Genomic DNA, 15,833 nt, shown 5'->3' with positions numbered 1-15,833 from the left:
CCTTGGCGTTGGTGCGCGGTGGCTTTAAGTTGTATACCGTGTTTGTCCTACACGCAGTATGATCGATGCAGATCGTGCGGGCAAATTTTTTTTCTTCATTTTTTTAAGAGCTCGAAATGGAAGTCTGGTGGGTATGGGTTGGCGCCGCGATAGTGGGCGTGGTCGCCGGCATCATCAATACATTGGCGGGGAGTGGATCGTTGTTGACGCTACCGATGCTCATCTTTCTTGGGCTACCGGCCGACGTCGCGAATGGTACCAACCGTGTTGGCATCATCGTGCAGAGCATGGTGGCGGTGGCCACATTTAGACACGGCGGAAAGTTCGAGATTGGGCCGCGCGAATGGAAGCTGGCGGGGATTGCCTTTGTGGGCTCTGTGCTCGGGGCGCTGGTCGCGGTCCAGATGAACGATGTGGTGATGCGCATCGTCATCGCCGCGGTGATGCTGGGCTCATTGGTGGTGATCTTGGCGAAGCCAGGGCAGTTCGCGGCCAAGGATACTAGAGAGAAGCCACTGACGCCCTTGTTGTTACTGGCGTTCTTGGCGATTGGTGTCTACGGCGGGTTTATTCAGGCTTCGGTGGGGATTTTGCTCCTCGTGGCTTTGGTGGCGGGGGCTGGCTACGATATCGTCAAGGCCAATGGGCTAAAGCTCTTCTTGACCATCATGTTTACCGCGGGCGCGATACCCATCTTTGCGTTGAATTCCCAGATTGATTGGGGGCTTGGAGCATTGATGGCGGGAGGTCAGAGTTTGGGAGCGTGGATGGCAGCTCGGTTTGCGGTGAAAAGTGATAAGGCCGCAGATTGGATCCAGCGCCTAATCGTGGTGGTCATCATCTTCAGCGTGATCAAGTTATTGGTCGATTTATGAGAATCTAGTGTGTACGGAATGATCTAGCCAACGGGTGATGTTTGAGGCTGGTGACTTGTGTCACGGACGATACGAGTGAGTGAATTGTGATAAAATCGATCGTAAAATGGATTGGTATTCTGGCCATCATGGGTGCTCTGGCGGGCGTCATCGGTCTGGCCGGGATTTTTTACTATTATGGGCGCGACCTGCCGGAGATTTTGAAACGCGAGGATTTTGACCCGCCTCAGATGACTCGAATTCTTTCGGCTGAGGGACACGTGATCGGTGAGTTCTTTACGCCTGGTTCGAAGCGAACGGTGGTGGGTGAAGAGGTGATTCCTCAGCACGTCAAAGACGCGTTCATGGCGGCCGAAGACGCTGATTTCATGGTCCATGAAGGAATCGACTACCTGGGCATGGTGCGCGCTTTCTACTACGCCGTGCGGTATGACCAAGGTGTTCGCGGAACCTCGACGATTACTCAGCAGGTGGTCAAAAACCTGGTACTTTCGCCCGAAAAGAGTCTGGCTAGGAAGGTCAAAGAGATCATTCTTGCGCGCGAGCTCGAAAAGAATCTGACCAAAGAAGACATTCTATACCTCTACTTGAACACCATTTACCTCGGGCATGGCGTCAACGGTGTGGAAGAGGCGTCGCGCCAGTATTTTGGGAAATCCGTCAAAGACGTCACGATGGTCGAGGGAGCGCTCTTGGCCGGCCTGACACAATCGCCTGAGCGGCTGACGCCCAGGCGCCATCCAGAGGCCGCGCTGAAGCGCCGAGCCTATGTTTTGAAGCAGCTCAGAGATAAAGGCTTCATCAACGAGGCCGAGTATCGCGAAGCCGAAGACGATCCCATCAAACTAGCCGATAGGGATAAGATCGACCCGTATCTTGGTCTCGCGCCGCATTTTGTTGAACATGTGCGAAAGTCACTTGTGGAGAAGTACGGCGAAGAAAAGGTGATGGGGGGAGGCCTTCGGGTGCGCACGACCCTCGAGGTGGAGAGGCAAAAGGCTGGGGAGGCGGCTTTGCGAAAGGGTTTGGAGATCTACGATGAACGGCACAAGCTCTACAGGCCGCTCAAGACGCTCAAGGCCAAAGAAGTTGAATCTTACGTAAAGAACTTGGCCAAGAAGTGGGAGAAGGGCACTAAGGTCGGTGACCTTCGTGAGGCTGTCATCACTGGTCATAAGGATGGAAAACTGGTTCTCAATACCGGTAGCGCCAAGGTTGAGTTTGAAGTCAGTGGTGCGCGCGCTCTTGGTGAGGACAAGCTCGAGGAGCGCTATCCAACACACTCGGTTCTTCGACTCAAAGTAGTTGACCCTGAGAAACCTACCCTTGCATTTAGAACAGGCCCGGAGGCCGCGCTTATCGCGATCGATCCGAAGACTCGACACGTGGTTTCGCACGTTGGGGGTTATGATTTTGGCGCCAATCAATATGACCATGTGTCGCAGGCGAAGCGTCAGACCGGGTCATCGTTTAAGCCTATTGTCTACTCGGCAGCCATTGAGGCGAAAACCATTTCTCCAGCAAGTATCTATTTGGACTCGCCGACTGTCTTTCAACTTCACGGCGGGAAGAACTGGTCGCCCAAGAACAGCGATGGCAATTGGCGCGGTCCGATCCGGATTCGAGAAGCGATTGGCGCAAGTCGAAACGTGGTCTCGGTTCGCGTGCTTCAAGATCTGACCATCGAAAAGGCTCAGGAGTTTGCAAAACGGATCGGCATGGATACTCCCCTCGTGGACAATTTCACCATGGTGATGGGGTCAACCGAGATGACGCCTGTGGAGATTACCAACGCTTACGCGACCTTCGCATCCGGAGGGGCTACCGCAGAGCCACTTTATATCACCCAAGTCCGTGGGCGTGACTTCAAGGAGGATTTTCGGTCCAAAGCCGAACAAGCCATTCCCCCTGAAGTTGCCTACTTAACCACCAGTCTTTTGCGAAGCGTCGTTGAGGGATACACGAGTTCAGATGGCACGAGGCGTGCCGGAACGGCGAGCTCGTTGGCGGAGATTAAACGGCCCGTGGCGGGTAAGACGGGGACCACTAACGAGGCGAAAGACGCCTGGTTCATCGGTTATACCCCTGACCTAGTGACTGGCGTTTGGGTTGGCTACAGCGACAACACATCGCTTGGCGCGAAGGAATATGGCGGCAAGGTGGCTGCCCCAATTTGGCTGGGTTTTATGAAGGCGGCTCTCAAAGGAGAACCTAAACAATTTGAGGAGCCGTCTATGGGAATTGTCCGTGTGAGAATCGACCCTGTGAGTGGAAAGCGTGTGCGTGAAGGTGGGATCGAAGAGGTCTTCTTGGTGGGGACGGCTCCCACCGAATGGGCACCAAGTCCCGACGCAGCGTCGGCAGACGAGTTTTTGCTCAACCAATTTGACGATTAGTTCGGGACTACGTCGGGATTTTCACTTTCGACGCGATATCTTCCATCACGCTTTCTGAGTGGGATTTTTCTGCATTGGCGACGCCGTTGAGGCTCAGACGGTGTGCGAGGCAGGGCACGATCAGACGTCGCGCGTCATCGGGTACCACAAACGATCGATCGTCCAAGAATGCCCACGCGCGGCAAGCCTGTGCGAGCGCGAGCGCACCTCGAGTTGAGACACCGATCTTGACGCGAGGGTCTCGACGCGTGGCCTCAACCACGTCTAGGACGTACTGAGCGACCGTCTCGTTGAATTGAACGGAATCCACCTCATCCTGGAAGGCCCGAAACTCTTCGGGGCTCAGAAGGGCTTTGAGCGTGTCTACGGGCGCCGAAGATGTCCTTGAGGTGAGCAACCCAATCTCTACTTCACGCGAGGGTGTGCCGACGCTAAGGCGCATTAGGAATCTGTCGAGCTGGCTCTCAGGCAGAGGATACGTCCCGTAGAGCTCGAGAGGGTTTTGAGTGGCAATCACCAGAAACGGGTCTGGAAGGGCGTGGGTATCGTTGTCCACGCTGACTCGTCGCTCGCTCATGGCCTCGAGGAGTGCGGACTGAGTGCGTGGTGTGGTTCGATTGATTTCGTCAGCGAGTACGAGGTTAGAAAAGATGGGACCAGGCCGAAAAGAAAACTCTGATTTGTCTTGAGAGAAGACCGAGACCCCCAAGATATCGGAGGGTAAGAGGTCGCTCGTGAACTGAACGCGTCGAAACTCCAGGCCAAGTGTTTTTGCTAGCGCCAACGCGAGCGTGGTCTTGCCCACACCTGGCACGTCTTCGAGGAGGACATGACCTCTTGAAAGCAAAGAGGCCAGAGTGAGTGTGACCAGCTCGGGTTTTCCCTTAAAGACCGTGTCTACGTGGGCCAGCACTTGTTGTAAGCGCGCGTGCGAAGAAGGCTTATTCACAGCGAATCCTTTTTCAATGACTTTAGATATTTGATGATATGTTCAGAAACTATTTGAATCTCATTGAGGTCTACGTCCAGATTTCCATATCTGGCACCAAGATAGAGTCCGCTGAACTTGCGCAGAGGCGCGCTAATCTTCGGACTCTTGGACGCGAGGCGCTCCAGAAACTCCGACGGGCCTTCGTCAATCCTGCGGTTTAGACCAGCCCTCTTCGCTGCTGCCTCAATCGCCATAAAGGCTGATTGTAGCGGGTCGAGCCGGGTTTTGCGCCGCTTCCATAACGCAAAGCCACCAGCGCCCACCAAGACGACTCCGAGGGACCCTAGAATGATGGTCCAGTTGATCTCACGTTTTGCGTCGCGGTCGTTGGACGGTTTGGGCGCAAAGGTATCGGCCGCGGACCGCAACACGTCGATCTGGGCTGAGAGGTCGTACTCGATGACCCATTTGGTCCAGGCGAGCCTGGAGGCGTCCATAGTCTTTCGGAGCGTGTCTAAGAGTGCGTTTGCCTGCGGCATGCTCGAAGGCGGGGTTGGGTCTAGTTTAAGCCAACCAACGCTCGGGTCGAAGTACTCCACCCATGAGTGGGCATCACCTTGCCGAACCGCCCAGTAGTCGCCCACGTTATTCCACTGGCCTCCGTAGAAACCATTCACGATACGCGCATGAACACCGGCTTGGCGAAGCATCAGGGTGGCGGTCGTTGCGAAATACTCGCAATGGCCGCGCCGAGTGGTGAAGAGGAAGTCTTCGACGGGGCTTTCACCAACTTCGGGAAGGTCGGTGGTGTAGGTGTAGTTCGACTCCAGAAACTCCTCGATATTTCGAGCGATTTCCTTAGGCAGAGTAGCGTTCGAGACGGCCTGACGTGTCAGGTCGGCGAATCTCTGAGACTCGATGGGTTGCTGAAGGAATGCCGGATTCGCGGCTTCAACCTTCTCACGCGGCGAGTCGTCTGGCTCCGCGACCCAGATCATGTACGGAATCCCCAGATTGCTTGGGACCGAGTGGCGGATGTCTGAATACGCATCCATGGTTAGCCTTCCCGACCGCGGTCCAATTGGCATTGTGATATTTGGCGTGCCGAGTTTGATGGAGTGCGTTGGGAAAAGCGTGGGAAGGAGCGCCGTATCTAAAGGCTCCATGTACATTTGCAGGAGTTTTGGTTCGCCTTTTTGAGGGTAGATATCGTCGAGAGGGCGCCGCCAATGCAGCGGGTGCTTTCGCTCATCTTGGAGGGTTTGAGTCCATGACCGTCCGTCATAGTGATCAAAGCTCAACATACGCCAATGATACTGTGAGAAGCTCGGTCTTCCTTCTGGGAATTCGACCCTCAGGACGACCTGCGGGTTGTCTCGCACAAGGCCGTGTCCGCCGAGCTCCACCGATTCGGAAAACCCAACCATGGACATTCCGTCTCGGGACTGCGGAGCAAAAAAACCGAGACCAACCCTGGGGAAGACGAAGAAGAGCAGGAGGCTCGTGGCCAGAACTATGCCCGACGTCCCGATAAGCACCACCGCGTAGGGGCGCTCGAGCCTCGGTGGCGAACGGAAGGCGAGGCGCGGGCGCTCCATGAGTTCGTTTCTGAGGTGGAAGACCGCGAGGCCAAACGTGCCCGCAAGTACGTAGAGTCCAAACACCACGCCGTAGAGGAGGTCTTCGATGATGGTAGTCGCCGCCGCAAGCAAGATGAAGCTCAAGATGAAGATCTGGAACTCTTCACGCATGCTCAGTCGGCTAAAGAGCCTTACGCAGGTCAGGACCAGGAGGAGCTGAATGGCGCCGTCGAGAATGGCGAAATCAAAGGCGAAGACGATAATCACGGTCACGACCACATAGCTCGCAACTAAGATATCCCAAGTCTTTTGCTTGATCTGGTGGCCGAGCTTTCTCTTGTGGGTGAACCAGCTGGCGACGATCGCCACGAAGCTCGCCGCGGCAATGCCGCCGATCATGCCTCCGCCAGCCGCGATGAGCGCAACCGGTAGAAGCACGATGGTGTAGAGCACCCAGTCAAAGATTCTCTCAAGGTTTGGCTGGATCATTCTCTGGCCCCTTCAAAGGGTAGAATCAGGTCGTCAGGCCCTGATGCGATAAGTTCCAGGCTTTTGTTTAAGCCCACGATGATCCGTGTAGAATCGTCGTTGGAGTCAGGGAGAATCGGAATGCCGGCCTCGAGAGAAATCGTGGCGAGTTTGCGCATCAGGAGGTCGGCGTCGTCTGGACCTTCGCCCAGGGTAAAGCCCGCGGAGCGCAAGGCTCCTACCAGTCCGGCGGTGCGTCTGATTCCGAGCTCAAAGCGCGCAAAGTCGTCTTCGGAGAGGTTTTGGGCGCGGTCCAAGACATGAATCACAACGCGTCTATGGTGGCGCCTCTCGGTCTCCCTCACCATGAGCTTGCCTCGCCGTGCAGAGCTCTTCCAATGGACACCGCGCGCGTCCTCGCCTTCACGAAACTCGCGAAGCCCAAAAAATTCTTCGCCGGGACCTTCTTTATGAGTGTCGACTTCGCCCATTCGAGCCCAGAGTGCGCCTTGCCATGCGTCGTGTTTGAGCGGAGCAGGTTCCACGAGAATCTGGATGGGCGCATCCCACTCACGAGACTTTTCAAAGAGTCCAAAAGGGAATCGTGTCAGCGCTGCGACGCGGTCGAGCTGGTAGTGTCCGCGATGGTCAAAACGCATGGTTCCTGGGACGACCAGATTAGCGCCGGATTCGACGCGAACCGCGTAGGCCGAGGCGATGGGGCGTCCTTCGGTTTGCGATTTTTTCCAGATTTTCCACCATGGATGGCGCTTGAGGCCGAGTTTATGAGTGCCTATGCGAGTCAGCGGGCCGGCGATTGGGGTGGCTTCGAGGTCGGCGAGTTCGAGGCTTAGCGCGGCGTAGTCTGCGTGGTTTTGAACGACGTAGTCACACGCCATCTCGTCTTCGGCGATGATACGATTTGGAAGTTTGCGGGTGACCGTGATTTTTCGCAGAACTGCTTCGCTCAACAATCCGCTCACCGTAATCAAGGCTAGGAGCATCCCCATCAAGAGAAAGAGGAGATTGTTGCCCGTGTTGACGGCTCCAAAGCCCACGGCAAAGGTCAGTAGTACAAAGAACTTTCCCGCCGTTGTCATCGTCAGGCGTCGAGGCGGGCGCATCCAACGTCGAATCTTGTCGGAAAGTTGTGGACTTTCTCGGCTATGTGCAGAGATTTCTGTGGGCATAAAGGTGGTCAGAAAAGATTCTTAGTCATTGAGATGATTGAGAAGTGGTAAAGGTTGCGAAACCCATTGAATAGGAGCGCGCATGGCAGATTTTGACCTCGGGTCTATCCGAGAAAAAGTGGAGAAATCCGGCAAAAAGGGAGTGGTCCTGAAGATATGGACTGGCCTCTTCGTGGTGGTGCTTTTCATCATGGTTGTCGCTGATCTCTTTTACCAGGTGAATGCGGAAAGTGTGGGAGTGATCACGCGGTTCGGGCGTTATATCGAGACGGTCAACCCGGGTTTGCATATGAAAATTCCTTTCGTGGACGAGGTTCATATTGTGGAGACTGAGCGTCAACACAAAGAGGAGTTTGGGTTTCGCACAGTGAGTACCGCCGGCGGACAGAGCCAGTGGGAATCAGAGCCCTATATCGAAGAGAGTCTTATGCTCACTGGTGACCTCAATGTGATCGAGGTTCACTGGGCGGTCCAGTACAGAATCAGCGACCCGTACAACTATCTCTTCCGCGTCAGGAACGTCAAAAACACGTTGCGCATGATGACCGAAGCCGTGATGAGGGAAGTCATCGGTGACCGAACCGTCAACGAAGCTCTGACCTCGGGTCGTGTAGACATCGCTGTGGAGGCGCAAAAACGGTTGCAGGAGCTCTGCAAATCCTATGAAATCGGGCTGACCATCGACCAGGTGATTTTGTTGGATATCACGCCTCCAGACCCGGTGAAGCCAAGTTTCAACCTCGTGAACCAGGCCCAACAGGAGAAGGAAAAACTCATCAATCAGGCGCGTGCCGAGTACAACGCAGAGGTGCCTAGAGCAGCCGGTGAGGCCGAACAGACCATCCAGCAAGCTCGTGGTTATGCAGTGGCTCGTATCAACCGTGCCGAAGGCGAAGCAGCACGATTCAAGGCGCTGGTCGCGGAGTACAAGAAGGCGCCCGAGATTACTCGGCAGCGCATCTACTTGGAGAGCATGGCCGAGATACTCCCGACCATCGGTCAACGGGTCATCACAGACCAAGAAGGACCAGGGATTGTGCCTCTGATGAACTTGCAGCCCAAAGGAGGTAGCCAATGAAAAAGATTATCGGCTTAATGATTGTGCTGGTGCTCTTCCTGCTCGGTTGGAACGCCTCAACGTATGTGGTTCGGGAAGGTGAACACGCCATCGTGCTTCAGTTCGGCAAGCTCGTGGGCGGCGAGAGCGAGCCCGGTCTCTATTTCAGGACTCCTTTCGTGACCAATATCGTGAAGTTGGACAAACGTTTCCTTGAGTGGAACGGGGAGTCGAACCAAATCCCGACGAACGATAAACGATTCATCTGGGTAGATACCTATGCACGATGGAGGATTACAGACCCTGAGCTCTTCTTCCGACGCGTGAAGAACCAGGCGGGCGCTCAGATTCGATTGGATGATATCATTGACGGAGCCACACGAGACTACGTGGCTAAACACGATCTCCTTGAGTTAGTGAGGTCTTCAAACCGTACCCTGAGCGACGTGGAGAACGACCCGGATATGCGTGACGAGCTCGATGAAATCAAGATTGGTAGGTCGAAGATTACCGAGTTGATTTTGGCGGATGTTCAAAAGCTCTCAAGCGAGCTCGGCGTAGAAGTTGTAGACGTACGGTTTAAGCGGATCGACTACAACAAAGAAGTTCGAAACGCCGTGTTTGATCGCATGGTCGCTGAACGCGAGCGAATCGCGAACCGCTACAAATCCGAAGGTAGTGGTGAGGCCTCTAGGATTCGTGGCGAGAAGGAGTACGAGCTAAACCGAATTCAGTCCGAAGCCGAAAGGCAGGCCGAAGAGCTACGCGGCGAAGCTGATGCCAAGACCGTGGCGATATACGCAGAGGCGTATAATCAAGACGTGGAGTTTTACCAATTCCTGCGGTCAATGGAGAGCTATCCCAAAGTGTTTGACGCCAACACGACGATGATGCTGTCCACCGACATGGACTACTTCAAGTATTTGAAGTCGCCATCAGGGCGTTGAGCCATCGGGTTCATCAGCTATTTCATCTTCAACGTCGTCCATCAACTCGTCTAAAGTCTTAGGCGCCGAGTCGACTGGTTCCTCGATCTCTTCTTCCACATCATCCATCAGCTGATCCAAGGTTTTTGCGCTGCCGTCGGCTTCGGCCGGTGGCGCAACGACCTGTGGCTCAGCCTCGGCGGGCGCATCTTCAACCTTTTCGACCTGAGTATCTGGCCAAGGCACCCAGAATCCCTGGCCTTTAGAGAAGCTCACGAGGCCGAGACTGACGGTAGGTACGTAGGTCACGATGATAAGGCAGACGACCATGATCGCGGTGAAGGGCAGGGTAGAGCGCACTACCTCGCCGATAGACTTCTTAAAGAGCGTGCTGGATACGAAGAGGTTTAGGCCGATCGGCGGCGTGAGGTAGCCGATTTCCAGGTTCACGATGAAGATGATGGCCATGTGGAGTGGGTGAATTCCCAGTCCAAACGCGATCGGAGCCAGAAGTGGAACAAGGATCAAGATGGCCGAGATGATATCCATGAAGAAGCCGACGATGATCAAAAGCACGTTCACCAGAAGGAGGAACGTAATCAGGCTCAGGTCGAGGCTCAGGATGTACTCCACGGCCATTTCAGGGATTTTCGCTCGGTCCAAGTAGAGATTGAAGCCCAGCGCCAGAGCCATGATGATGAGAAGGCTTCCCATCAGGATCGCGCTTTCGCTGAAAACGCGAGGGACATCTTTGAGCTTGATGCTCTTGTGGATGAAGAACTCCACGGCTGCAGCGTAGATGACCGAAACAGCGGCTGCCTGGGTCGCAGTGAAGATTCCCGAATAGATGCCGCCCAGAATGATGATTGGGAGATTGAGCGCCCAGAATCCCGATACGAATGCACGCCCCACTTCCTTGATATCGAACTTCTCGCGTTCGACTTTTTGAATCAGACCGATTCTAAAGGCCCAGAGAGAGAGCGCGAGGCAGATGAGAATTCCGGGGCCAAGACCCGCGATGAAGAGGTCCTTGACACTTGAATCGCCGCCGCCCGCCGATGAGACCGTGTAGCCGACGGGATCTTTGAGCCCGGTGGGGTCTGCGATGGCGTAGATGATCATCGGGATGCTGGGAGGAATCAGAATTCCAAGGCTTCCTGCTGAAGTAACAAGACCTGTGCTGAATCGTTGGTCGTAGCCAGCCTTAACGAGCGCCGGGAACATGATACTCCCGATCGCGATCACTGTGACAGGTGAGGAGCCGCTGATCGCCGCAAAGAAGACGCTCGCGAAGACCGCAGAGATTGCGAGTCCGCCAGGTAGTACACCAAAAACGGACTGCGCAAAGGCGATGAGACGTTTGGCAATATCTCCTTCGGTCATAATCGCACCCGAGATCACGAAGAACGGAATCGCGAGGAGGACCGGTTGGTCAGCAAGTGCGCGAGTTTGCTCAATGATAGACGTCAGGAGCCGGAACTCGTTGAAGACGCCGCCGAAGAAGAGCAGATACGTGGCGATGGACCCAATGAGCACATAAAGTGGTACTCCCAACCCAATCAGGCCCACGATGAGCGCGATGAGCCCGAACCAGAAGAACCCGTCGTAAGGAGACGGCGCCTCCGGCGGCGCCTCAACAATTTCTTCTACTGAGGCATCTTCCGTGGGATCTTCGGCCAAAGGTTCGTCCTCGACCGGGTCCATCACGTCGTCCATCAACTCGTCCAGAGTCTTGACCTCTGTGGGCTCGCCAGATGGCTCGTCAGCGTTTTCTTCAGCGATTTCACTCTCTACCTCGTCCATGAGGGAGTCGAGCGTCTCAGGCTGTGCTGAGGCGGCGCCAAGGTAGAAAAAGACCAGGAATATGGCAAAGAAGCTCGAGATGAATCTACGCATTAGTGCACCTCCACGGCTTCTTCGAAGCTCTCTTTTCGCAAGGCCATCCTCAGAAATACAAATGCGTGCATGCCGAAGCGAATGGTGATCAGCGCAAACGCGACCGGAATCGCCAAGACCTTGAGCCAATCCGGTGGCTCTCCGGACTCGATAGGAGAAAGCACGACGCGCATAATGCGCTCAAAGAGTCCGGCGTCTTCTGGGGGAGGCCAGACTTGTAGCGTCTCTTGCAAACCCGCAGGAACCCAGTCCGGAAACTCCCAAATTGGGCGGATATACGTAGACTGAACGTCGAAAATGTAGATGTAAGAAAGGTAAAAAATGATCCCGCTGAAAATCGCGGCAGCACTGTAGGAGAGAGCGTTGAAAAGCGGAAGTTTCTGAGGGGAGAGGAGCTTTCGAGCGAGGTCGACCCTCAAGTGGCGCCGCTGACGAGCGGCCATGCTTGCACCCAAGAACCCAACCCACAAAAGGAGGAGCAAACTATAAGATTGCGCCCACGAATAGCCTTGTGGGATTCCACCCGAGAACCAGAAAAAGAGCGCTGTTGCGGCCAGGCTTACTATCAAACCAGGCTTGGACCCGGTCTTTTGGAAATGCCAGACCAGCACCGCTCCGACTCCAATGCTTAGAGCTCGGTAGACCGTGGAGCTCTCCAATTGGGTCAGCGATACACTGAAGCCGATTAGAGCGAGCGTGGCCCCCACACTGATCCCGATGCGTTTTCCTTGAGAGAAATGAACATTGGACGTGGACGCGTAACCCATCGCACCCACAAAGACGATCAAGAGCCCAGCAATGAGCCAGCCTTTGGGGTCCGATTGGCCATGATATTGGTCTATCGCCACCATGAGTTGGTAGAGAACGTCCACAAAAACAAAGATGCTCATCGCTATCAGGGCCGCCACAACGACCACTGATTCGACTTTGAACACAAGATGGTCGACCCGGCCGAATGCGGGGATTCGGTCGGCCAACTCGGCAGAGTTACGTTCTTCCGCCATGCTCACTCCAAAATTGGGATCAGCGGTTCTTTTCGATGATGTCTAGTAGATTTGCGCCCTTCTTGCCGACTCGCTTTTTGAACAAGTTGTGTACAGACTTGGTCTTGTCAGCAAAGGCTTTGCGTTGGGCAGGAGTGACCGAACATACTTTGATGTTCGACGCTTCGAGGTTCTGAACCAACTTCGGATGCAGTTTTCTGACGAGGTCGCGCCCCATGTCAGTCTCTTTCTTCCGGTCGGCGAGCAAGATTTCCTGAAGGTCTTTCGGGAGTTTTTCGAACCACTCCTTGGAGTAGACGATCACGGCTGGCTGGTAAATGTGGTCGCTGAGCGTCCAATGGTCGATTCCCTGATGCCAGCTTGCGGCAAACGCGAAGAGCGGCGTGTTATCAAAGCCTTGAACGTTATTCGATTGAATTGCGCTCAGAGTCTCAGGCACGGCGATTCTCACAGGGTTTCCGCCAAGGGCACGATAGGTTTCTTCGTGCACCCACGACTCCTGAGCGCGCATCTTGAGGTCAGCCAGGTCTTTCGGGTCGGTGATGCACTTTCCCTTCGTCGCGAAGTTTCTAAACCCGTTCTCAGAGAAGAGATAGAGTTTGAATCCGTTCTCATCGAGAATCGAGGAGACGGGATCGAAGAGATGGTTGTCGATAATCTTGTCGGCCTCAGCACCGTCTTTGAAAAGGTAAGGAAGCTCAAAGACGTTCATTTCGGGAACTAGGCTAGCGAGCGCGCCCGTGGACACACCGGCTGCCTGGAGTTCGCCGCGTTTGGTTTGTCTCACGATAGAGACCTCGCCGCCCGCTGTGCCCATGAAAAGTCGGACTTTGATGCGTCCGTTGGAATCTTTTTCGATTCGCTTCTTCATGGACGCCAGTTGACGCCCCCAAGGCGTGTTTTTGGGCGCCACGGTACCTAGGTTTAGCGTGTAGATCTCTTGTTCCTTCTCCTGCGCCGCAACGGGACTGGCAAAGCCAATGAGAGTCAGTGCAAGTAAGAGGATAAGTGGTGTTTTCATGTCAGGTCTCCGTACCGTGAATCAATAGAAGTACTCGTCAGCTTCTTCGAGCAATTTCTTCGCCTTCATCTTTTCGAAGGCATTTTCCGGCTCGATCTCCGGGTCAACGTTTGACGGGGTGTTGACGACTTCATTCAGCAAGCTCTCGAAGAGTTCACGTTCTCCAACGAGCACTGCGTAGTTCTCAGCCATCAAGACTTTGGTGGCGAGGTAGTTAGGCGCGATCTGGATCGCGTTTTCAAAGGATGCTTTGGAGGCTTCAGGGTTGCCGCCGCCGAGAGGCACTTTGGTGTGGTAAGTGCCGAAGTAGCGATGAGGCGCGCCGTAGAAGAAGCCCGGGTCGTTCGCAACGATCCAGTCCATGGTGACTTTGATGTCGTCTTTTCTGGAAAGAATGGTGGCGATCCCTTCAAGAAGGGCCCATTTGCCGAGGTTGGTTGCATACCAGTAGAGGGCAGGAGCGGCCGTAGGGCTTGCGGACTTGACGGCACCTTGCCAGGCGTTCTTATCGGCGGCCACTTTCGCGGCAAATTCTGGATCGCGCAGGGCAATCGCACGCTCGGCTGCCGTTACGCCTTTCTCAAAGACGGCCATGATCTCTTCGTCAGAAGCACCTTCAACTCTAAGGTGGCTATCGCCGAGGAAGTAGTAAGCGCGAGTCAGGCGCTCATTGATGTCCGCAATGACGGCGGCACGGGCTTCCGGAGCGAGGTCGGGAGTCGGCAGCTGCGCCGCTTTTTCCCATTCGCCTATGGCGCTCATGAGGCTCGCTTTTTCGGCGCGCTTTGCCCAGGCGGCATCGGCAGCTTGCATGGTTGTTGCGAAGTCTCCCTCTTGAGTTGCCGCGGTTAATTTGCCCTGGTCTGTTGTCAGAGCAGAATCACGTTGGGCACCGCCACAGGCGGGCAGAGCCATGGCACCAAGAAGAAGCGCCGAGAGAGCGCGAACTACAAATCGCTTACGAATCACCATTCCAAACTCCCTATTCACGAGGGTTGAAGGTCTAATCAAAAAATCACTTGTGAAGCCGGGAACATAAACAGAGTGCGGGCTTGTGTAAAGCAGCGCCGTGATTCTCGGGATTCGCCCTTGCAAAAACATGAGTTTCACAAGAGAAGAGCGTCGAGGTAAGCCATGGCAGTCAACACCACTCAAATCGAACTTCTTCGCAAACTCTTGAGGCACGGTGCCAAAGAACGCGTCGTCAAGACCCTCTCTAAGTTCCGTGCTGCTGACCTCGCGGAGTTTTTCAAACACCTAAGTCCCGTTGAGCAGCGGGCCTTTATCGATATTCTCTACTCGCAACGGCAGGCGGCCTACACGCTTTTGGAGCTGCCTGACGGTATCCTCGAGGAGATCCTCGATGTGCTCGAGATCGAGAAGATCTCGGTTCTGATTAAGCGTGTTGCGGCCGATGATGCCGTCTTCTTCCTTAGTCTCTTGGATACCGATCGCGCTGATCAGGTCATGGCGTTGCTCGACGAGCCGACGCGTCAGCAAATCGAGCGGATTCGAATGTACCCGGCAGAATCCGCGGGTTCGTTGATGACCAATGAGATGATGACCTTGACCGACTCGATGACGGTTGCCCAGGCCATCGAGGAGATTCGAGCACGCGCCGAAGAACACGAGTTCATCTTTTATGTCTATGTGGTCAGCGATTCCGGGACTTTTGTTGGGGTGGTGCCCATTCGGCGCCTGATCACGGCGCCGCCCGATACAAGACTTCAAGACGTGATGGCGGTCAATCCTGTTGCCGTCAAAGCCACTGACGACCAGGAACGCGTGGCTAATCTCACCGCCCGATACAATCTCTTGGCGGTCCCGGTAGTGGACGACCAATTCAAGCTTTTGGGCGTGATTACTGTGGATGACGTGATCGACGTTCTCACGGAAGAAGCCACCGAAGATATGTACAAGATGCAACTCCTCTCCGACGAGGACCGCGTCTATTCTCCGGTCGGCAAATCCATTCAGCGGCGTATGCCATGGATGGTGCTCAATCTCGCCACGGCATTCCTTGCGTCTACGGTGGTGGGCGCTTTTGAGGCCACCATCTCACAAGTCGTGATTCTCGCCGCGTTTATGCCCATCGTGGCAGGGATGGGTGGGAACGGAGGGACGCAGACGCTCACCGTGATCACTCGCGGTATCGCGCTCGGCGAGCTCGGCTATTCCGACGGAATCCGAACGATTGGAAAGCAGGTCTTGATTGGCCTGGTGGTGGGTGCCGGCGTAGGCATCATCGCGGGCGGCATCGCCTGGTACTGGCAGGGAAATCCCTTCCTCGGACTGGTCTTGTTCCTCTCGATGATCGTCAACATGTCGATCGCGGGGCTGGCAGGCGCCGCCGTGCCTATTTTGCTGAAGTTTTTGAATCAAGACCCGGCCCTTGGTGGCGGTGTGATCGTCACCACGTTTACAGACGTTTTTGGGTTCTTTGCTTTCCTTGGCCTGGCCACGGTTTTTCTGCAGTATTTGGTGTGAAT

Annotated in this window: 12 protein-coding genes; 5 read left to right on the top strand and 7 right to left on the bottom strand. The window is 54.9% G+C overall.

What is annotated here, in order from left to right; translation table 11 throughout:
- Positions 1 to 116: 116 nt before the first annotated feature.
- Together FRD01_RS03945 and FRD01_RS03940 are read left to right on the top strand one after the other, a co-directional pair.
- On the top strand, positions 117 to 875 hold the full coding sequence (locus FRD01_RS03945; protein ID WP_146957829.1) for a sulfite exporter TauE/SafE family protein: 759 nt from the start codon (positions 117 to 119) through the stop codon (positions 873 to 875).
- An 86-nt stretch (positions 876 to 961) separates the two neighbouring features.
- Positions 962 to 3,271, top strand: a complete 2,310-nt coding sequence (locus FRD01_RS03940) for a penicillin-binding protein 1A (RefSeq protein ID WP_146957827.1) — start codon at positions 962 to 964, stop codon at positions 3,269 to 3,271.
- A 7-nt stretch (positions 3,272 to 3,278) separates the two neighbouring features.
- Here the strand turns inward: FRD01_RS03940 and FRD01_RS03935 are convergent, their stop codons facing one another.
- From FRD01_RS03935 to FRD01_RS03925, 3 genes are read right to left on the bottom strand one after another with little or no spacing between them, the layout of a single operon-like run.
- Positions 3,279 to 4,220: an AAA family ATPase gene (locus FRD01_RS03935; protein ID WP_146957825.1), complete on the bottom strand. Its 942-nt coding sequence runs from the start codon at positions 4,218 to 4,220 to the stop codon at positions 3,279 to 3,281.
- Positions 4,217 to 6,271 carry a transglutaminase TgpA family protein gene (locus FRD01_RS03930; RefSeq protein WP_146957823.1) on the bottom strand — a complete coding sequence of 685 codons (2,055 nt, stop codon included), beginning with the start codon at positions 6,269 to 6,271 and terminating at the stop codon, positions 4,217 to 4,219. Before FRD01_RS03930 ends, FRD01_RS03935 begins: the two co-directional genes overlap by 4 nt.
- Positions 6,268 to 7,440: a DUF58 domain-containing protein gene (locus FRD01_RS03925; protein ID WP_146957821.1), complete on the bottom strand. Its 1,173-nt coding sequence runs from the start codon at positions 7,438 to 7,440 to the stop codon at positions 6,268 to 6,270. Before FRD01_RS03925 ends, FRD01_RS03930 begins: the two co-directional genes overlap by 4 nt.
- 82 nt (positions 7,441 to 7,522) lie before the next feature.
- Here FRD01_RS03925 and hflK point away from each other — a divergent pair, with 82 nt between their 5' ends.
- Positions 7,523 to 8,518 (top strand): FtsH protease activity modulator HflK, encoded by a 996-nt coding sequence (gene hflK, locus FRD01_RS03920; protein WP_146957820.1) that lies wholly within the window; start codon positions 7,523 to 7,525, stop codon positions 8,516 to 8,518.
- The gene (gene hflC, locus FRD01_RS03915; RefSeq protein ID WP_146957818.1) at positions 8,515 to 9,444 is read left to right on the top strand and encodes a protease modulator HflC; all 930 of its coding nucleotides are present in this window, start codon (positions 8,515 to 8,517) and stop codon (positions 9,442 to 9,444) included. Before hflK ends, hflC begins: the two co-directional genes overlap by 4 nt.
- Here the strand turns inward: hflC and FRD01_RS03910 are convergent.
- Genes FRD01_RS03910 through FRD01_RS03895 form a run of 4 tightly spaced genes read right to left on the bottom strand, consistent with a single transcriptional unit; the run spans position 9,433 to position 14,316 of the window.
- Positions 9,433 to 11,319 (bottom strand): TRAP transporter large permease, encoded by a 1,887-nt coding sequence (locus FRD01_RS03910; protein ID WP_249755981.1) that lies wholly within the window; start codon positions 11,317 to 11,319, stop codon positions 9,433 to 9,435. The two genes, hflC and FRD01_RS03910, sit on opposite strands and share 12 nt — an antisense overlap.
- On the bottom strand, positions 11,319 to 12,323 hold the full coding sequence (locus tag FRD01_RS03905) for a TRAP transporter small permease (RefSeq protein ID WP_146957816.1): 1,005 nt from the start codon (positions 12,321 to 12,323) through the stop codon (positions 11,319 to 11,321). The genes FRD01_RS03910 and FRD01_RS03905 overlap by 1 nt, the downstream gene beginning before the upstream one ends.
- Positions 12,324 to 12,342: 19 nt before the next feature.
- Positions 12,343 to 13,344, bottom strand: a complete 1,002-nt coding sequence (locus FRD01_RS03900) for a TRAP transporter substrate-binding protein (RefSeq protein WP_146957814.1) — start codon at positions 13,342 to 13,344, stop codon at positions 12,343 to 12,345.
- Between the two features lie 21 nt (positions 13,345 to 13,365).
- Positions 13,366 to 14,316 carry a TRAP transporter TatT component family protein gene (locus FRD01_RS03895; RefSeq protein WP_249755980.1) on the bottom strand — a complete coding sequence of 317 codons (951 nt, stop codon included), beginning with the start codon at positions 14,314 to 14,316 and terminating at the stop codon, positions 13,366 to 13,368.
- 162 nt (positions 14,317 to 14,478) lie between these two features.
- Between FRD01_RS03895 and mgtE the strand changes: the two genes are divergently transcribed.
- Positions 14,479 to 15,831 (top strand): magnesium transporter, encoded by a 1,353-nt coding sequence (mgtE, locus tag FRD01_RS03890; RefSeq protein WP_146957810.1) that lies wholly within the window; start codon positions 14,479 to 14,481, stop codon positions 15,829 to 15,831.
- Positions 15,832 to 15,833 lie beyond the last annotated feature (2 nt).

The organism is Microvenator marinus (genome assembly GCF_007993755.1).
Taxonomy (GTDB): domain Bacteria; phylum Myxococcota_A; class Bradymonadia; order Bradymonadales; family Bradymonadaceae; genus Allomicrovenator; species Allomicrovenator marinus.
This window is presented reverse-complemented; position numbering and strand designations above follow the sequence as displayed.